At 69.7% G+C, this 18,350-nt stretch carries 18 protein-coding genes; 8 read left to right on the plus strand and 10 right to left on the minus strand.

The window, feature by feature from the left end:
* Positions 1-82: 82 nt before the first annotated feature.
* From ACFC79_RS13140 to ACFC79_RS13175, 8 genes are read right to left on the minus strand one after another with little or no spacing between them, the layout of a single operon-like run.
* Entirely contained in the window at positions 83-436 is a 354-nt protein-coding gene (locus tag ACFC79_RS13140) for a metal-sulfur cluster assembly factor (protein ID WP_376239017.1), read from the minus strand.
* Positions 433-888 (minus strand): Fe-S cluster assembly sulfur transfer protein SufU, encoded by a 456-nt coding sequence (sufU, locus tag ACFC79_RS13145; RefSeq protein ID WP_072483050.1) that lies wholly within the window; start codon positions 886-888, stop codon positions 433-435. The genes ACFC79_RS13140 and sufU overlap by 4 nt, the downstream gene beginning before the upstream one ends.
* A gap of 25 nt (positions 889-913) precedes the next feature.
* Positions 914-2,170, minus strand: coding sequence for a cysteine desulfurase (locus ACFC79_RS13150; RefSeq protein ID WP_376239019.1), 1,257 nt, complete (start codon positions 2,168-2,170; stop codon positions 914-916).
* On the minus strand, positions 2,167-2,931 hold the full coding sequence (gene sufC, locus ACFC79_RS13155; protein ID WP_376239022.1) for a Fe-S cluster assembly ATPase SufC: 765 nt from the start codon (positions 2,929-2,931) through the stop codon (positions 2,167-2,169). The genes ACFC79_RS13150 and sufC overlap by 4 nt, the downstream gene beginning before the upstream one ends.
* Positions 2,932-2,938: 7 nt before the next feature.
* Positions 2,939-3,256: a bifunctional 3-phenylpropionate/cinnamic acid dioxygenase ferredoxin subunit gene (locus ACFC79_RS13160; RefSeq protein ID WP_335935974.1), complete on the minus strand. Its 318-nt coding sequence runs from the start codon at positions 3,254-3,256 to the stop codon at positions 2,939-2,941.
* Positions 3,256-4,479 carry a Fe-S cluster assembly protein SufD gene (gene sufD / locus ACFC79_RS13165; protein WP_376239025.1) on the minus strand — a complete coding sequence of 408 codons (1,224 nt, stop codon included), beginning with the start codon at positions 4,477-4,479 and terminating at the stop codon, positions 3,256-3,258. The genes ACFC79_RS13160 and sufD overlap by 1 nt, the downstream gene beginning before the upstream one ends.
* Before the next feature lie 57 nt (positions 4,480-4,536).
* Positions 4,537-5,958, minus strand: a complete 1,422-nt coding sequence (gene sufB, locus ACFC79_RS13170; protein ID WP_376239027.1) for a Fe-S cluster assembly protein SufB — start codon at positions 5,956-5,958, stop codon at positions 4,537-4,539.
* The gene (locus tag ACFC79_RS13175) at positions 5,955-6,740 is read right to left on the minus strand and encodes a helix-turn-helix transcriptional regulator (protein WP_376239565.1); all 786 of its coding nucleotides are present in this window, start codon (positions 6,738-6,740) and stop codon (positions 5,955-5,957) included. The genes sufB and ACFC79_RS13175 overlap by 4 nt, the downstream gene beginning before the upstream one ends.
* A gap of 144 nt (positions 6,741-6,884) precedes the next feature.
* On the opposite strand from ACFC79_RS13175, the gene ACFC79_RS13180 reads away from it, so the two are divergent.
* The 3 genes from ACFC79_RS13180 to ACFC79_RS13190 all read left to right on the plus strand — a co-directional run bounded on the left by ACFC79_RS13180 (position 6,885) and on the right by ACFC79_RS13190 (position 9,707).
* Entirely contained in the window at positions 6,885-7,811 is a 927-nt protein-coding gene (locus tag ACFC79_RS13180; protein WP_376239030.1) for an ABC transporter ATP-binding protein, read from the plus strand.
* Positions 7,808-8,575 (plus strand): ABC transporter permease, encoded by a 768-nt coding sequence (locus tag ACFC79_RS13185; RefSeq protein ID WP_376239032.1) that lies wholly within the window; start codon positions 7,808-7,810, stop codon positions 8,573-8,575. Before ACFC79_RS13180 ends, ACFC79_RS13185 begins: the two co-directional genes overlap by 4 nt.
* 118 nt (positions 8,576-8,693) lie before the next feature.
* The gene (locus tag ACFC79_RS13190) at positions 8,694-9,707 is read left to right on the plus strand and encodes a heme A synthase (RefSeq protein WP_376239035.1); all 1,014 of its coding nucleotides are present in this window, start codon (positions 8,694-8,696) and stop codon (positions 9,705-9,707) included.
* A 124-nt stretch (positions 9,708-9,831) separates the two neighbouring features.
* On the opposite strand, the gene ACFC79_RS13195 is transcribed toward ACFC79_RS13190, so the two are convergent.
* Positions 9,832-10,188: a hypothetical protein gene (locus tag ACFC79_RS13195; protein WP_376239038.1), complete on the minus strand. Its 357-nt coding sequence runs from the start codon at positions 10,186-10,188 to the stop codon at positions 9,832-9,834.
* 98 nt (positions 10,189-10,286) lie between these two features.
* A complete protein-coding gene (locus tag ACFC79_RS13200) occupies positions 10,287-11,240 on the minus strand; it encodes a heme o synthase (protein ID WP_376239040.1) in 954 nt (317 codons plus the stop codon).
* Between the two features lie 478 nt (positions 11,241-11,718).
* Between ACFC79_RS13200 and tkt the strand changes: the two genes are divergently transcribed.
* The 5 genes from tkt to pgl are packed head-to-tail and all read left to right on the plus strand — an operon-like array spanning position 11,719 to position 18,328.
* Positions 11,719-13,806: a transketolase gene (tkt, locus tag ACFC79_RS13205; RefSeq protein ID WP_376239043.1), complete on the plus strand. Its 2,088-nt coding sequence runs from the start codon at positions 11,719-11,721 to the stop codon at positions 13,804-13,806.
* Positions 13,807-13,840: 34 nt separating this feature from the next.
* On the plus strand, positions 13,841-14,983 hold the full coding sequence (gene tal / locus ACFC79_RS13210; protein ID WP_376239045.1) for a transaldolase: 1,143 nt from the start codon (positions 13,841-13,843) through the stop codon (positions 14,981-14,983).
* A 5-nt stretch (positions 14,984-14,988) separates the two neighbouring features.
* Positions 14,989-16,521, plus strand: coding sequence for a glucose-6-phosphate dehydrogenase (gene zwf, locus ACFC79_RS13215; RefSeq protein ID WP_376239048.1), 1,533 nt, complete (start codon positions 14,989-14,991; stop codon positions 16,519-16,521).
* Positions 16,518-17,549, plus strand: a complete 1,032-nt coding sequence (opcA, locus tag ACFC79_RS13220; protein ID WP_376239051.1) for a glucose-6-phosphate dehydrogenase assembly protein OpcA — start codon at positions 16,518-16,520, stop codon at positions 17,547-17,549. The genes zwf and opcA overlap by 4 nt, the downstream gene beginning before the upstream one ends.
* A complete protein-coding gene (pgl, locus tag ACFC79_RS13225) occupies positions 17,546-18,328 on the plus strand; it encodes a 6-phosphogluconolactonase (RefSeq protein ID WP_376239053.1) in 783 nt (260 codons plus the stop codon). Before opcA ends, pgl begins: the two co-directional genes overlap by 4 nt.
* The last annotated feature ends 22 nt before the right edge of the window (positions 18,329-18,350 follow it).

The following is an 18,350-nucleotide window of genomic DNA, read 5'->3' on the forward strand; positions in this document are numbered from 1 at the left end:
CGGCGAACGGCCCCCGGCGGGAGGGGAATCCCTGCCGGGGGCCGTTCGTCGTCGGTGCGGTGCGCCGGGACCGGTGGTGCGATCAGACGTTGAAGCCCAGCGCGCGCAGCTGCTCGCGTCCGTCGTCCGTGATCTTGTCCGGACCCCACGGCGGCATCCAGACCCAGTTGATCCGCAGTTCGTTGACGATGCCGTCGGTCGCCGACTTCGCCTGGTCCTCGATGACATCGGTCAGCGGGCAGGCCGCGGACGTCAGCGTCATGTCGAGGGTGGCGATGTTGGCGTCGTCGATGTGGATGCCGTAGATCAGGCCCAGGTTGACGACGTCGATGCCCAGCTCGGGGTCGACGACGTCGTACAGGGCCTCGCGGACCTCCTCCTCGGAGGCCGGCTTGATCGCCGGGGTCTCGTCGGATGTCACCGTGTTCTCGCTCATGCCGTCTTCCCTTCGGACAGCGCCTTCGCCGTCGCGTCCTTCCACGCCATCCAGCTCAGCAGCGCGCACTTCACCCGGGCCGGGTACTTGGAGACGCCGGCGAACGCGACAGCGTCCTCCAGCACCTCCTCCATCGCGTCGTCCGGCTCCAGCTGGCCCTTCGACTGCATCAGCTCCAGGAAGGTCTCCTGGATCTTCTGCGCCTGACCCAGCTCCTTGCCGACCAGCAGGTCGTTCAGCACGGAGGCGCTGGCCTGGCTGATGGAGCAGCCCTGTCCCTCGTACGACACGTCGGCGATGGTCTCGCCGTCGTACTTCACCCGGAGAGTGATCTCGTCGCCACACGTCGGGTTGACGTGGTGCACCTCGGCGTCGCCGTCCCGCAGGCCGCGCCCGTGGGGGTGCTTGTAATGGTCCAGGATCACTTCCTGGTACATGGAATCAAGCTTCACCAGTCAACCCTCAGCCGCTCGTCCATTATGCGAAAAAGTTCCGTACGTGCTCCAGACCGTCCACCAGGGCGTCGACCTCGGCGGGCGTGGAGTACAGATAGAACGACGCTCGCGTCGTCGCAGGAATTCCGTACCGCAGGCAGACCGGCCGCGCGCAGTGGTGTCCGACCCGGACCGCGATGCCCTGCTCGTCGAGCACCTGGCCCACGTCGTGCGGGTGGATGTCGCCGAGGGTGAAGGAGATCGTGGCCCCGCGGTCCTCGGCCGTGGCCGGGCCGATGATCCTCAGGTCCGGGACCTCCAGCAGCCGCTTCACCGCGTACGCGGTGATCGCCTGCTCGTGCCGGTGGATCCGCTCCATGCCGATCGCCGACAGGTAGTCCACGGCCGCACCGAGGCCGACGGCCTGGGCGATCGGGGGCGTACCGGCCTCGAACTTGTGCGGCGCGGGGGCGTACGTCGACGAGTGCATCGACACGGTCTCGATCATCTCGCCGCCGCCCAGGAAGGGCGGCAGGTCCTCCAGGAGCTCCTGCCGTCCCCAGAGCACCCCGATACCCGTCGGGCCGACCATCTTGTGACCGGTGAAGGCCACGAAGTCGGCCTGGAGCGCCTGCACGTCGAGCACCATGTGCGGGGCCGCCTGCGAGGCGTCGATGCAGACCAGCGCGCCGACCTGCTGGGCCCGGCGGACGATCTTCTCGACCGGGTTGACCGTGCCGAGGATGTTCGAGACCAGCGTGAAGGTGACGATCTTCGTCTTCTCGGTGATGATCTCGTCGATGTTCGACAGGTCCAGGCGGCCGTCGTCGGTGATGCCGAACCACTTCAGCTTCGCGCCGGTGCGCTGCGCGAGCAGCTGCCACGGCACGATGTTGGAGTGGTGTTCCATCTCCGTGGTGACGATCTCGGTGTCCTGGTCCACCCGGTAGGGCTCGTCGGCCCAGCCGAGCATGTTGGCCACGAGGTTCAGCGACTCGGAGGCGTTCTTGGTGAAGATCACCTCGTCGCGGCTGGGCGCGTTGATGAACGCGGCGACCTTGTCACGGGCGCCCTCGTACAGCGCCGTGGCCTCCTCCGCGATCGTGTACACACCGCGGTGCACGTTGGCGTTGTGCCGCTCGTAGTACTCGTTGACGGCGTCGAGGACCTGGCGCGGCTTCTGCGAGGTCGCCGCGCTGTCCAGATAGACGACTTTCTTCCCGTCGTGGACCGTCCGATCCAGCAGGGGGAAGTCCTTGCGGATCGCCTCGGTGTCGAGGAGGCCCGGCAGCTGTGTCACGCGGAAGCGCCCCCCTTCACGTATGCCTCGTAGCCCTCGTTCTCCAGCTTGTCGGCGAGCTCGGCGCCGCCGGACTCGGCGATGCGGCCGTTGGCGAAGACGTGCACGAAGTCGGGCTTGATGTAGCGGAGGATCCGCGTGTAGTGCGTGATCAGCAGGGTGCCGACCTCGCCGGTCTCGCGGACCCGGTTGACGCCCTCGGAGACGATGCGCAGGGCGTCGACGTCCAGGCCGGAGTCGGTCTCGTCGAGGATCGCGATCCTCGGCTTGAGGAGCTCCAGCTGGAGGATCTCGTGGCGCTTCTTCTCACCGCCGGAGAAGCCCTCGTTGACGTTGCGCTCGGCGAAGGCCGGGTCCATCTGGAGCCGCGCCATCGTCTCCTTGACCTCCTTCACCCAGGTGCGCAGCTTGGGGGCCTCGCCGCGGACGGCGGTGGCGGAGGTCCGCAGGAAGTTGGAGACCGAGACGCCGGGGATCTCGACCGGGTACTGCATCGCGAGGAACACGCCGGCGCGGGCGCGCTCGTCGACCGACATCTCCAGGACGTCCTCGCCGTCCAGGGTCACCGAACCGCTGGTGACGGTGTACTTGGGGTGACCCGCGAGCGAGTAGGCGAGGGTGGACTTGCCGGACCCGTTGGGGCCCATGATGGCGTGGGTCTCGCCCTGCTTCACGGTCAGGTCGACGCCCTTGAGGATCTCCTTCGTGGCGTTGTCGGCCTCGACGGAGACGTGCAGGTCGCGGATTTCAAGCGTTGCCATGGGTGACTCAGGACTCCTGGGTGACGGAGACGAGCACATCGTCCCCTTCGATCTTGACGGGGTATACGGGGACGGGGCGCGTCGCGGGAAGGCCGGACGGCTTGCCGGTACGGAGGTCGAAGCTGGAGCCGTGCAGCCAGCACTCGATCATGCAGTCCTCCACCTCTCCCTCGGACAGCGAGACGTTCGCGTGCGAGCAGATGTCGTTGATCGCGAACACCTCGCCCTCGGTACGGACGACGGAGACCGGGACGCCGTCGAGTTCCACCCGCTTCGGGGTGTCCTCCTCCAGCTCGCTGAGCGCGCACACTCTGACGAAGGCCATCAGACGGACGCCCTCAGCTCGGCCTCGATCTTCTCCAGCAGCCGCGCCTCGACGTCCGGCAGTCCGATCTGCTGGACGAGCTCGGCGAAGAAGCCGCGCACGACGAGCCGACGGGCCTCCTCGGCCGGGATGCCGCGGGACATCAGGTAGAACAGCTGCTCGTCGTCGAACCGACCGGTCGCGGAGGCGTGGCCGGCGCCGACGATCTCGCCGGTCTCGATCTCCAGGTTCGGCACCGAGTCGACGCGGGCGCCGTCCGTGAGGACGAGGTTCCGGTTCATCTCGTAGGTGTCGGTGCCCTCGGCCGCGGCGCGGATCAGCACGTCGCCGATCCATACCGCGTGGGCGTCGTCGCCCTGGAGCGCGCCCTTGTAGGCGGCGTTGGACTTGCAGTGCGGGGTGTTGTGGTCGACCAGCAGGCGGTGCTCCTGGTGCTGGCCCCGGTCGGTGAAGTACAGGCCGAACAGCTCGGCCTCGCCGCCGGTGCCCGCGTAGCTGACGCGCGGGTGGAGGCGGACCAGGTCGCCGCCGAAGGTGACGACGATCGACTTGAACGAGGCGTCCCGGCCGACCAGCGCGTTGTGCTGGGCGACGTGGACCGCGGACTCGTCCCAGTCCTGCACGGAGACGACGGTCAGCTTCGCACCGTCGCCGAGGACGTAGTCCACGTTGGCGGCGAGCACCGCGTCACCGGTGTGGTCGATGACGACGACGGCCTCGGCGAAGGCACCCAGCTCGACGACCTGGTGACCGAAGGCCACGCCGCCCTCGCCGTGCACGGCGATCCGGATCGGCTCGGTGAGCACGGCCTCCTTGGGAACCGTGATCACGGACGCCTGCTCGAAGGAGGAGTACGCCTGGGCGGCGACGCGGTCCACCGGAGTACCGGCCTTCCCGAGCCGGGAATCGTCCCGGCCGACGGTCTCGACCGTGACGCCCTCGGGGGCCTCGACGGCGACCTTCACGCCGCCGCCGTCGGCGACCGCGGTGCCGTCGTGGAGTCCGCGCAGCCGGTCCAGCGGCGTGAACCGCCACTCCTCCTCGCGGCCGTGCGGGACCGGGAAGTCCGCGACGTCGAAGGACGGGGGCGCGCTCATGCGCGTGGCGACGGTGGACTCGGCGGCCACCGCAAGGGCACCGATGGTGGCGGATCCCGCCGAAGGGGGTCCCCCCTGGACCCGAGCCTGTCGGAGGTCCTTGGGGGAGTTCTGAGCCTCAGCCATGGCTGTCGTGGTGCTCGCTTTCTCAGTGAAGTGTCCGGGGATTCGGTCGTCGGCCGGTCAGCCGACCGAACCCTCCATCTGGAGCTCGATCAGCCGGTTGAGTTCGAGCGCGTACTCCATCGGCAGTTCCTTGGCGATCGGCTCGACGAAACCGCGCACGATCATCGCCATCGCCTCGAACTCCGTCAGACCGCGGCTCATCAGGTAGAAGAGCTGGTCCTCGGAGACCTTGGAGACGGTCGCCTCGTGCCCCATCGACACGTCGTCCTCGCGGACGTCGACGTACGGGTAGGTGTCGGAGCGCGAGATCGTGTCGACCAGCAGCGCGTCGCACAGGACGTTGGACTTCGCGCCCGGCGCGCCCTCGCCGATCTCGATCAGACCGCGGTAGGAGGTGCGGCCGCCGCCCCGGGCCACCGACTTGGAGACGATGTTGGAGGAGGTGTTCGGCGCCATGTGGACCATCTTGGCGCCGGCGTCCTGGTGCTGGCCCTCGCCCGCGAAGGCGATCGACAGGGTCTCGCCCTTGGCGTGCTCGCCCATCAGGTAGACGGCCGGGTACTTCATCGTGACCTTGGAGCCGATGTTGCCGTCGACCCACTCCATGGTCGCGCCCTCGTAGGCCACGGCACGCTTGGTGACCAGGTTGTAGACGTTGTTCGACCAGTTCTGGATCGTCGTGTAGCGGCAGCGGCCGCCCTTCTTCACGATGATCTCGACGACCGCGGAGTGCAGCGAGTCGGAGGAGTAGATCGGCGCGGTGCAGCCCTCGACGTAGTGGACGTAGGCGTCCTCGTCGACGATGATCAGCGTCCGCTCGAACTGCCCCATGTTCTCCGTGTTGATACGGAAGTACGCCTGGAGCGGGATGTCGACGTGGACGCCCTTGGGCACATAAATGAACGATCCGCCGGACCACACCGCCGTGTTCAGCGAGGCGAACTTGTTGTCACCGACCGGGATGACGGTGCCGAAGTACTCCTTGAAGAGCTCCGGGTGCTCCTTCAGCGCGGTGTCGGTGTCGAGGAAGATGACGCCCTGCTCCTCCAGGTCCTCACGGATCTGGTGGTAGACGACCTCCGACTCGTACTGCGCGGCGACACCGGCGACCAGGCGCTGCTTCTCCGCCTCCGGGATGCCGAGCTTGTCGTAGGTGCTCTTGATGTCCTCGGGCAGGTCCTCCCAGGACTCCGCCTGCTTCTCCGTGGAGCGCACGAAGTACTTGATGTTGTCGAACTCGATGCCCGACAGGTCGGAGCCCCAGTTGGGCATGGGCTTCTTGTCGAACAGCTTGAGACCCTTGAGGCGCAGCTTCAGCATCCACTCGGGCTCGTTCTTCTTCGCGGAGATGTCGCGGACGACATCCTCGGAGAGCCCGCGCTTGGCCGCGGCGCCTGCCGCGTCGGAGTCGGCCCAGCCGAATTCGTACGTGCCCAGGCCCTCGAGTTCGGGGTGGGCAGTCTCCGTGGGGAGCGTCATGCGGGGTTCCTCCCGGCCGTGCTTGCAGATGCTGATGGGGTGGTCTGTGGTGCTGTGTGGCCGCTGCGCGGAATGTACGTCGTGCACACCCCGTCGCCGTGGGCGATGGTGGCCAGACGCTGCACATGTGTACCGAGGAGGCTGGAGAAGAATTCCGTCTCCGCCTCGCACAGCTGCGGATACTGTTCGGCGACATGGGCGACCGGGCAGTGGTGCTGGCACAGCTGCTCGCCCTGCTGCGGATCGGGCGCGCTACGCGCCGTAGCAGCGTACCCGTCGGCGGACAGGGCCTTGGCCAATGCCTCGGTGCGGGAACCGGGCTCGGCGGCCTCGACCGCGGCGCGGTACGCCCCGGCACGGGTCTCCATCCGGGCCCGGGCGAATGCGGTGACCGCCGCGTCGCCCGAGGTCTCGGCGATCCAGCGCAGGGCGTCCGCGGCGAGCTGGTCGTACGACTGGTCGAAGGCGTCCCGGCCGCAGTCGGTCAGGGCGAAGACCTTGGCCGGCCGACCACGGGTCCGCGTCCCGTACACCCGCTGCTCACGGGCCTCGACGATGCGATCGGTGACGAGCGCGTCGAGATGGCGGCGGACCGCCGCCTGGGTGAGCCCGAGGCGCCCCGCGAGCTCGGCGACGGTGGACGGGCCGTGATCCAGGATGGAGCGCGCGACCCGGTTGCGCGTCGAACGCTCGCCGGTCGCGAGTTCCTCCCGGAGTGTCTCCCGCTTGGCCTCACCGTTTTTCACAACGCCATTGTTGCGTAATTCATCCGGCCCTGACAACCACGGTCCGAAACGATCTACGGTGCGCTTCATCACTTAGGGTCACCTAATTCAGCCCGGGGGAACGGGCCCTCCGCACCCGCCCCACGGGCTGTCGCCGGGCGCCCGCCAGGGATTACGAGACAGCCCTTAGACTGGTCCGCCATGAAGAGCGAGCCGGTCGTCCAGATCCGCGGGCTGGTGAAGCGGTACGGCCGCAGGACCGCGGTGGACGGCCTCGACCTGTGCGTCCGAGCCGGTACGGTCACCGCCGTCCTCGGCCCCAACGGCGCCGGCAAGACCACCACCGTCGAGACCTGTGAGGGATACCGCCGCCCGGACGAGGGCACGGTACGGGTCCTCGGCCTCGACCCGATCGCCGACGCGGCGCGGCTGCGGCCCCGGATCGGCGTGATGCTCCAGTCGGGCGGCATCTACTCGGGCGCGCGCGCCGACGAGATGCTCCGCCACATGGCCAAGCTGCATGCCGATCCGTTGGACGTCGACACCCTGATCGAACGCCTCGGCCTCGGGAGCTGCGGCCGCACGACCTACCGCAGGCTCTCCGGCGGCCAGCAGCAGCGGCTCTCCCTCGCGATGGCCGTGGTGGGCAGGCCGGAGCTGGTCTTCCTGGACGAGCCGACCGCCGGTCTCGACCCGCAGGCCCGCCGCTCCACCTGGGAGCTCGTGCGCGAACTGCGCGCCGACGGGGTGTCGACCGTCCTCACCACGCACTTCATGGACGAGGCCGAGGAACTCGCCGACGACGTCGCCGTCATCGACGCGGGCAGGGTCATCGCCCAGGGCAGCCCCGAGACGCTCTGCCGCGGCGGCGCCGAGAACACCCTGCGCTTCACCGGTCGCCCCGGCCTCGACCTCGGCTCCCTGCTGAAAGCGCTGCCCGACGGCGCCCAGGCGGCCGAACTCACCCCCGGCACGTACCGCATCACCGGCGACGTCGACCCGCAGCTGCTCGCCACGGTCACGTCCTGGTGCGCGCAGCACGGGGTGATGCCCTCCGGCATCTCCGTGGAGCGGCACACGCTGGAGGACGTCTTCCTCGAACTGACCGGCAAGGAGCTGCGCGCATGAGCGCCGGTACGTACGCCCCGCGGCCGGGCGCCGCCCCGCTGTCCCGCATGATCGGCGCGCAGGCGGCGCTGGAGACGCGGATGCTGCTGCGCAACGGCGAGCAGCTGCTGCTGACCGTGATCATTCCGACGCTGCTGCTGGTGCTGTTCAGCGCGGTCGACATCGTGGACACCGGCGCGGGCAGCTCCGTGGACTTCCTGACGCCCGGCATCCTGGCGCTCGCCGTGATGTCGACGGCCTTCACCGGCCAGGCCATCGCCACCGGTTTCGAGCGCCGCTACGGGGTGCTCAAGCGGCTCGGCGCCTCACCGCTGCCGCGCTGGGCGCTGATGACCGCCAAGACCCTCGCGGTGCTGGTCACCGAGGTGCTCCAAGTGGCGCTCCTCACGGTGATCGCCTTCGCGCTGGGCTGGTCGCCGCACGGCAACCCGTTCGCCGTCGTGCTGCTGCTCGTGCTCGGCACCGCGGCCTTCTCCGGGCTCGGGCTGCTGATGGCCGGGACGCTGAGGGCGGAGGCCACGCTCGCCGCGGCCAACCTGGTCTTCCTGCTGCTGCTGGTCGGCGGCGGCGTGATCGTGCCGCTGGACAAGTTCCCGGACGCCGTCCAGTCGGTGCTGGGACTGCTGCCGATCGCGGCGCTGTCGGACGGGCTGCGTGACGTCCTCCAGCACGGGGCGGCGATGCCCTGGGGCGACCTCGGCATCCTCGCGGTGTGGGCGGTGCTCGGTCTCGGCGCGGCGGCGAAGTTCTTCCGCTGGGAGTGAGCCGACCGGTCCGGAGCGGGCCGGAACATACGCTCGGCGTGAGCCCGCGGCAGCGCTCCGTGGACGCATTCGTGCAACTCGTCCCCCTCGTGAAAGCTTGCACAAGCGGCCGCCTACCATGGTGCGCGTGCCCAAGCTGAACCGAGCCGAAGTCGCTCAAGCCGCGCGGAACCCGCTTCTCTACATCGCCGAACGGTGGACGCCGACGGAACGCATCGTCCGCCGCGCCGTCATGTCGGCCGTCGTCATGTCCGTCGTCATCGTCGTCACCGGCGGTGCGGTGCGGCTGACGGGTTCCGGTCTCGGCTGCCCCACCTGGCCCAAGTGCACCGACGAGAGCCTGACCGCGACGAGCGAGATGGGCTTCCACGGCGCCATCGAGTTCGGCAACCGGATGCTGACGTACGTGCTGTGCGCCGCCGTCGGCTGGGCGATCATCGCCGCCCGTTCGGCGAAGCCCTGGCGGCGCAGCCTCACCCGGCTCGGTTGGATCCAGTTCTGGGTGGTCATGGGCAACGCGGTGATCGGCGGCATCGTGGTGCTGGTCGGCCTCAACCCGTACACGGTCGCGGCACACTTCCTGCTCACCACGGCCCTGCTCACGGTCGCGATGGTGATGTGGCAGCGGATCGGCGAGGGCGACGAGGCGCCCCGGCCGCTGGTGGGCAAGGCGGTGTCCCAGCTCACCTGGCTGCTCGTGGTGGCCGCGGGGCTGCTGATCGCGGTCGGCACGGTCGTCACGGGAGCCGGGCGGCACGCGGGTGACTCCAGCGACGTGCCCCGCATCCCGGTCGACTGGAAGATGGTCGCGCAGCTGCACGCCGACCTGGCCTGGGTCGTGGTGGCGCTGACGGTCGCCCTGTGGTTCGTGCTGAAGGCCGTGGACGCGCCGGTGGGTCCGCGGAGCCGGACCCGTGACCTGTTCCTGGTCCTGCTGGGGCAGGGCGTGATCGGATACGTGCAGTACTTCACGGACACCCCGGAGATCCTGGTCGGGCTGCACATGCTCGGCTCGTGCCTGGTGTGGATCGCGGTGGTGCGGGTGCTGCTGTCGCTGCGCGAGCGTCCCGTGGTCACGCCCGCGGTACCCGGCCCCGCCGTCGAACGGCCGGAGCCGGCCGCCGCCGGCTGAACCGGGCCGGGCCCCGGAGGGCCCTTCCTCTTCATACATACGCCGGTCGCCGGTGGTTCCCCCACCTGGAGGAGCCACCGGCGACCGGCGTGTGAGGTGCCGCCGCGCTCCGGCCCGCCGGCGTTCAGGACTTGTTGGACGGGCCGCCCACCTGGATGCCGGCCATCCTCGTCCACTCGTACGGGCCGGTGCGGACCTTCGCCGCGAAGTCCCCGTCGAAGGACTCGTGCATCGTGATCCCGGCCTTCCGGGCGGCGTTCTCCGCGATCTCGTACGTGGGGGCGACCAGATCGCCCCAGTCGCCGTCCTCGCCCACGAGGACGATGCGGGCGCCCATCTGTCCGAGGTAGGCGAGCTGCCCCTCCGCGCCGCCGTGCGCCTTGGAGAAGGCGCCGATCTCCTTGGCGAGCTTCGCCGCCCTGCGCTCCGCGCGGGCCTCCCGCCTGCCGTTCTCCACCTGGGTCTCAGCCGTCTCTGCCATGGTCAGGATGCTACCGACGGGTAGCGCAACGCGCGACGGGCGGGGTGCGTGGCATGGACCACGCACCCCGCCCGTCGGCAGGAGTCGAGGGAGCGGGACTACCTCAGGAAGGGATCGACCGCCACGGCGACGAAGAGCAGCGAGACGTAGGTGATCGACCAGTGGAACAGCCGCATCTCCTTGAGCTTCCCACCGGTCACCCCGGCCTTGGCCCGGTTGAGCAGGGCGTGTGCCTCCCAGAGCCAGAACCCGCCGGTCAGCAGCGCCACCGCGGTGTAGAACCAGCCGGTGTAGCCGAGCGGGGTCAGCAGCAGCGAGACGGCCACCATCACCCAGCTGTAGATGACGATCTGGCGGGCGACCACCTTGTTGGAGGCGATGACCGGCAGCATCGGGACACCGACGCGGGCGTAGTCCTCCTTGATCTTCATGGACAGCGGCCAGTAGTGCGGCGGCGTCCAGAAGAACATCACGGCGAAGAGGATGACCGCGGCCCACGACATCGAGTTGGTCACGGCGGACCAGCCGATGAGCACCGGCAGGCAGCCGGCGATGCCGCCCCAGACGATGTTCTGCGAGGTACGCCGCTTCAGCAGCATGGTGTAGCCCACGACGTAGAACAGCAGCGCGCCGAGCGCCAGCCACGCCGACAGCCAGTTGACCAGCAGCCCGAACCAGACCGTGGAGATCACCGCGAGGGAGATACCGAAGGCCAGGCACTCGCGCGGGCTCACCATGCCGGTGACCAGCGGGCGCTGCGAGGTACGGTCCATCAGCGCGTCGATGTCGCGGTCGATGTACATGTTCAGCGCGTTGGCACCGCCCGCGGAGAGGTATCCGCCGATGGTGGTGCTGAGTACGAGCCACAGATCGGGTACGCCCTGAGCGGCCAGGAACATCACCGGAACGGTGGTGATCAGCAGCAACTCGATGATCCGAGGCTTGGTCAGCGCCACGAATGCCTTGACACGGGCCCCGAACGGGCGATGGCCCCCTGGGCTGGGAGTCAAGGCGACCCCTGCGGGTCGGGACTCGACGGCCGTCACGCACACCCCTGACAGAGAAATCCCAGCAAGCTCCGGGCGTGAGGGCCCGGTAAAGACTTGCGCGAACCAGACCACTGTAGACGTTGGGCACATGCCGCCCTTCGCGGGGGTGGACTCGTGTTGAGGTGGTGCGCGGGCCCACCCGGCGGCCCGGCGGAGCGCCCGGAGGGCAGGGCGGCCGCGCCCGCCGGAGCGTGTACGGGCGCCGCGCACGAGTGGCGTCGCGCATGAGCGGTGGTACCGCGCATGAGTGCCGCACATAAGTAAGGACAGCCGCTCGTCGGAGAGCGCATGCGCATGGGGGTGCGCTCACCGGAGCGGCCCAGAAGTGAGCCGTCGCGCTCATACGGGAGGCGAATTCCCCGGACCGCCCGCACCCTGGAAAAGCAGCGGAAATCGCGCGTTCCGACGAGGGTAGGCTCGACAACGCCCGGTGCGGTCACAGTCACCGGTTTACGACAGTGGAGAGGAGCCCTGACTCAGGGTGAGCATCAAGCCGACCACCACAGATCTCCAGTGGACCGAAGTGGACCAGCGGGCCGTGGACACCGTTCGTGTCCTTGCCGCCGACGCCGTGCAGAAGGTCGGAAACGGCCACCCGGGCACGGCCATGAGCCTGGCTCCCGCCGCGTACACCCTTTTCCAGAAGGTGATGCGGCACGATCCCGCCGACCCGGAGTGGACGGGTCGCGACCGGTTCGTGCTCTCGGCCGGCCACAGCAGTCTGACCCTCTACATCCAGCTCTACCTGGCCGGGTACGGCTTGGAGCTCGACGACCTCAGGGCCTTCCGCACCTGGGGTTCCAAGACCCCCGGCCACCCGGAGTACGGCCACACCGCCGGCGTGGAGACCACCACGGGCCCGCTGGGCCAGGGGGTCGCCAATGCCGTGGGCATGGCGATGGCCGCCCGCTACGAGCGCGGCCTGTTCGACCCGGAGGCGGCGCCCGGCACCTCCCCGTTCGACCACATGGTCTGGGTCGTCGCCGGTGACGGCTGCCTCCAGGAGGGCATCTCCGCGGAGGCGTCCTCGCTGGCCGGCCACCAGAAGCTCGGCAACCTGGTCCTGCTGTGGGACGACAACCACATCTCCATCGAGGGCGACACGGAGACCGCGGTCTCCGAGGACACCCTGAAGCGGTACGAGGCGTACGGCTGGCACGTCCAGCGCGTCGAGCAGCTGCCCAGCGGCGACCTGGACCCGGCGGGTCTGTACGCGGCGCTGCGGGCCGCACAGGCCGAGACCGAGCGCCCGTCGTTCATCGCGGCCCGCTCGATCATCGCCTGGCCCGCCCCGCACGCCCAGAACACCGAGGCATCGCACGGCTCGGCGCTCGGCGAGGAGGAGGTCGCCGCGACCAAGCGGGTGCTCGGCTTCGACCCGGAGCAGACCTTCGAGGTCTCCGACGAGGTCATCGCGCACACCCGTGAGGCGCTGGACCGCGGCCGCGAGGCCCGCGCCGAGTGGGAGAAGTCCCTCGCCGCGTGGCGCACCGCCAACCCGGAGCGCGCCGCCGAGTTCGACCGGATCTCCGCGGGCGAGCTGCCCGCCGGCTGGGAGGACCGGCTCCCGGTCTTCGAGCCGGGCAAGAGCGTGGCCACCCGCGCCGCCTCCGGCAAGGTGCTCCAGTCGCTCGGCGAGGTCGTTCCCGAGCTGTGGGGCGGCTCCGCCGACCTGGCGGGCTCGAACAACACGACGATCGACAAGACGTCGTCGTTCCTCCCCGCGGGCAACCCGCTGCCGGAGGCCGACCCGTACGGCCGCACGATCCACTTCGGCATCCGCGAGCACGCCATGGCCGCGGCGATGAACGGCATCGCGCTGCACGGCAACACCCGCATCTACGGCGGCACCTTCCTGGTGTTCTCCGACTACATGCGCAACGCCGTGCGGCTGTCCGCCCTGATGCACCTGCCGGTGACGTACGTGTGGACGCACGACTCGATCGGTCTCGGCGAGGACGGCCCCACCCACCAGCCGGTGGAGCACCTGGCCTCGCTGCGCGCCATCCCGGGCCTGACCGTCGTCCGCCCGGCCGACGCCAATGAGACCGCCATCGCCTGGCGCGAGATCCTGCGCCGCCACACCAAGGTGTTCGGCAAGGGCACCCCGCACGGTCTGGCGCTGACCCGGCAGGGCGTGCCGACGTACGAGCCGAACGAGGACGCGGCCAGGGGCGGTTACGTGCTGCTCGACGCGGAGGGCGGCGAGGCCCAGGTCCTGCTGATCGGCACGGGCTCCGAGGTCCACCTCGCCGTCGAGGCGCGCGAGGAGCTCCAGGCCGCGGGCATCCCGACGCGTGTGGTGTCGATGCCTTCGGTCGAGTGGTTCGAGGAGCAGGATCAGGCGTACAAGGACAGCGTCCTGCCGCCGTCCGTGAAGGCCCGGGTCGCGGTCGAGGCCGGGATCGGTCTCACCTGGCACCGATACGTCGGGGACGCCGGACGGATCGTCTCGCTGGAGCACTTCGGTGCCTCGGCCGACGCCAAGGTCCTCTTCCGCGAGTTCGGCTTCACCGGCGAGCACGTCGCCGCCGCCGCGCGGGAATCTCTCGCCGCCGCCGCGCGCTGACGCCGATATACGAAAAGTAGGAGATGCAATTCTCATGACAGACGCACTCAAGCGCCTCTCCGACGAGGGCGTGGCGATCTGGCTCGACGACCTGTCGCGCAAGCGGATCACCTCGGGCAACCTGACCGAGCTGATCGACGAGCAGCACGTCGTGGGCGTCACCACCAACCCGTCGATCTTCCAGAAGGCGATCTCGCACGGGGACGGCTACGAGCAGCAGCTCGCCGACCTCGCCTCCCGCAAGGTCACCGTCGACGAGGCCATCCGCATGATCACGACGGCCGACGTGCGCGACGCCGCGGACATCCTGCGTCCGGTCTTCGACGCCACGGACGGCCAGGACGGCCGGGTCTCCATCGAGGTCGACCCGCGGCTGGCGCACCGCACCACCGCCACCGTCGCCGAGGCCAAGCAGCTGGCCTGGCTGGTGGACCGGCCCAACACGCTCATCAAGATCCCGGCCACGAAGGCCGGTCTCCCCGCGATCACCGAGGTGATCGGCAGGGGAATCAGCGTCAACGTCACGCTGATCTTCTCGCTGGAGCGCTACCGCGAGGTCATGGACGCCTACCTGGCTGGTCTGGAGAAGGCGAAGGCCGCGGGCCTGGACCTGTCCAAGATCCACTCGGTGGCCTCGTTCTTCGTGTCCCGGGTGGACACCGAGATCGACAAGCGTCTGGACTCGATCGGCACCGACGAGGCCAAGGCCCTGCGGGGCCGGGCGGCGCTCGCCAACGCACGCCTCGCCTACCAGGCGTACGAGGAGGTGTTCGGCTCCGCCGACGAGTCGACACGGTCGTCCGAGCGCTGGGCCGCCCTGGACAAGGCGCAGGCCAACAAGCAGCGTCCGCTGTGGGCCTCCACCGGTGTCAAGGACCCCGCGTACAAGGACACCCTGTACGTCGACGACCTCGTCGCCCCCGGCACGGTCAACACCATGCCCGAGGCCACCCTGGACGCCACCGCCGACCACGGGCAGATCACCGGCAACACCATCGCCGGCACCTACGAGCAGGCGCGCGCCGACCTCGACGCCGTCGCGAAGCTCGGGATCTCCTACGACGACGTCGTCCAGCTGCTGGAGGACGAGGGCGTCGAGAAGTTCGAGACGTCCTGGATCGACCTGCTCAACTCGACCGAGGCGGAGCTCAAGCGCCTCGCCCCTTCGGAGGGCTGACCACCTTGTCCGGTGTTCCCGGAGCCAATCCGCTTCGTGACCCCCAGGACCGACGGCTCCCGCGCATCGCGGGGCCGTCGGGGCTGGTGATCTTCGGCGTCACGGGCGATTTGTCCCGCAAAAAGCTGATGCCCGCCGTCTACGACCTGGCCAATCGCGGCCTGCTGCCGCCGGGCTTCTCACTCGTGGGTTTCGCGCGTCGTGAATGGCAGGACGAGGACTTCACCCAGGAGGTCCACGACGCCGTCAAGCAGCACGCCCGCACGCCGTTCCGCGAGGAGGTCTGGCAGCAGCTCATCCAGGGGATGCGCTTCGTCCAGGGCAACTTCGACGACGACGAGGCGTTCGAGACGCTGAAGGCCACGATCCAGGAGCTCGACAAGGCACAGGGCACGGGCGGCAACTTCGCCTTCTACCTGTCCGTGCCGCCGAAGTTCTTCCCCAAGGTCGTGCAGCAGCTCAAGAAGCACGGCCTCGCGGACCAGAAGGAGGGCTCCTGGCGGCGTGCCGTCATCGAGAAGCCCTTCGGGCACGACCTGAAGAGCGCGCAGGAGCTCAACCGGATCGTGCACGACGTCTTCCCGCCCAACGAGGTCTTCCGCATCGACCACTACCTGGGCAAGGAGACGGTCCAGAACATCCTGGCGCTGCGGTTCGCCAACACCATGTTCGAGCCGATCTGGAACAGGTCGTACGTCGACCACATCCAGATCACGATGGCCGAGGACATCGGCATCGGCGGCCGGGCCGGCTACTACGACGGCATCGGCGCCGCCCGTGACGTCATCCAGAACCACCTGCTCCAGCTGCTGGCGCTGACGGCCATGGAGGAGCCCGGCTCCTTCCACCCGAAGGCCCTGGTCGCCGAGAAGCTCAAGGTGCTCGCGGCCGTGGAGCTGCCGGAGGACCTGGGCAAGCACACGGTGCGCGGCCAGTACGCCCACGCCTGGCAGGGCGGCGAGGAGGTCCTCGGCTATCTGGAGGAGGACGGCATCGACCCCGGGTCGACGACCGACACCTACGCCGCGATCAAGCTGACGATCAACAACCGCCGCTGGGCAGGCGTGCCGTTCTACCTCCGCACCGGAAAGCGGCTCGGCCGCCGGGTCACGGAGATCGCGGTCGTCTTCAAGCGCGCCCCGTACCTGCCGTTCGAGTCCGGCGCGACCGAGGAGCTGGGCGGCAACGCCCTGGTCATCCGGGTCCAGCCGGACGAGGGCGTGACGGTGCGGTTCGGTTCGAAGGTGCCCGGCACCTCGATGGAGGTCCGGGACGTCACGATGGACTTCGCGTACGGCGAGTCCTTCACCGAGTCCAGCCCGGAGGCGTACGAGCGGCTCATCCTCGATGTGCTGCTCGGCGACGCGAACCTCTTCCCGCGGCACCAGGAGGTCGAACTCTCCTGGAACATCCTCGACCCGATCGAGGAGTACTGGGACAAGCACGGCAAGCCCGCGCAGTACCCGGCGGGCACCTGGGGCCCGGCCGAGGCCGACGAGATGCTCGCACGAGACGGACGGAGCTGGCGCCGGCCATGAAGATCGATCTCACGGAGACCACTTCCAGCAAGATCAACCAGGCGCTGGTGGCGGCCCGTCGTGCCATCGGCACCCCGGCGATCGGCATGGTGCTCACCCTGGTCATCGTCACCGACGAGGAGAACGCGTACGACGCCCTCAAGTCGGCGGGCGACGCCTCGCGCGAGCACCCCTCGCGGATCATCGCGGTGATCAAGCGGGCCGCCCGCTCGCCGCGCAGCCGCCGGGACGCCCGGCTCGACGCCGAGGTGCGGGTCGGTTCCGACGCGGGCACCGGCGAGACGGTGGTGCTGCGTCTGCACGGCGAACTTGCCAACCACGCGCAGTCGGTGGTCCTGCCGCTGCTGCTGCCGGACGCCCCGGTCGTGGTCTGGTGGCCGCAGGACGCCCCGGAGCAGCCGTCGAAGGACCCGCTGGGCGCGCTCGCACAGCGCCGGATCACGGACGCGTACTCGGCCGAGCACCCCGGTGACGAACTCGCGATGCGCGGCCGTTCGTACGCCCCGGGCGACACCGACCTGTCCTGGACCCGGATCACGCCGTGGCGCTCGATGCTGGCGGCGGCGCTCGACCAGCAGCACGTCGAGGTCGTCGCGGCGACGGTCGAGGGCGAGTCGGAGAACCCGAGCTGCGAGTTGCTCGCCATGTGGCTGGCGGACCGGCTGAAGGTTCCGGTGGAGCGCACCCTGTCCGGCGGACCCGGTCTGACGGCCGTGCGGATGGAGACCAAGAACGGCGTCATCGTCCTGGACCGTCCGGACGGCTCGCTGGCCACGCTCTCGATGCAGAACCAGCCGGACCGCGCGGTGGCGCTCAAGCGCCGGGACACCGCCGAGCTGCTCGCGGAGGAGCTGCGGCGTCTGGACCCGGACAACACCTACGAGGCGACGGTGAAGTTCGGCGTGGAGAAGCTCGGCGGACCGGAGCGGCCGAAGGCGGCCGAGCCGAAGTCCGACGGGCCGAAGTCCGCCGAGCCCGCCCCGGCCCCCGCGAAGAAGGCACCGGCCAAGAAGGCGGCAGCGAAGTGAGTGCCCCTCAACTCGTCGTGCACCGCGACAAGGAGCTGATGGCGCAGGCCGCCGCAGCCCGGCTGATCACCAAGGTGGTGGACGCCCAGGCCGCACGCGGCTATGCGTCGGTGGTCCTCACCGGCGGGCGCAACGGCAACGGCCTGCTGGCCGCCCTCGCCGCCGCGCCCGCCCGGGACGCCATCGACTGGTCACGGCTCGATCTGTGGTGGGGCGACGAACGGTTCCTGCCGGAGGGCGACCCCGAACGCAACGTGACCCAGGCCCGCGAAGCGCTGCTGGACGCGGTGGACCTCGACCCGTCGCGGGTGCACGCCATGCCCGCCTCCGACGGTCCCTGGGGCAGCGACGCCGACGCGGCGGCGGCCGCCTATGCCGCCGAGCTGGCCGCGGCGGCCGGTCCGGAGGACCACGGTCCGGTGCCGACCTTCGACGTGCTGATGCTGGGCGTCGGCCCGGACACGCACGTGGCGTCGCTCTTCCCGGAGCTGCCCGCGGTGCGGGAGACCGAGCGCACCGTCGTCGGTGTGCACGGCGCCCCCAAGCCGCCGCCCACCCGGGTCTCGCTGACGCTGCCCGCGATCCGGGCGGCGCGTGAGGTGTGGCTGCTCGCCGCGGGCGAGGACAAGGCACGGGCCGCCGAGATCGCGCTCTCGGGCGCCGGGGAGATCCAGGCCCCGGCGGCCGGTGCCTACGGACGCGCCCGCACCCTGTGGCTGCTGGACGCGGCGGCGGCCTCGCAGCTGCCGCGGGCCCTGTACCCTCCGGCGTCTTCCTGATTGACCGTCACCACCTGTGCCC

Origin of the sequence: Streptomyces sp. NPDC056061, assembly GCF_042266885.1 — a bacterium.
Taxonomy (GTDB): Bacteria; Actinomycetota; Actinomycetes; order Streptomycetales; family Streptomycetaceae; genus Streptomyces.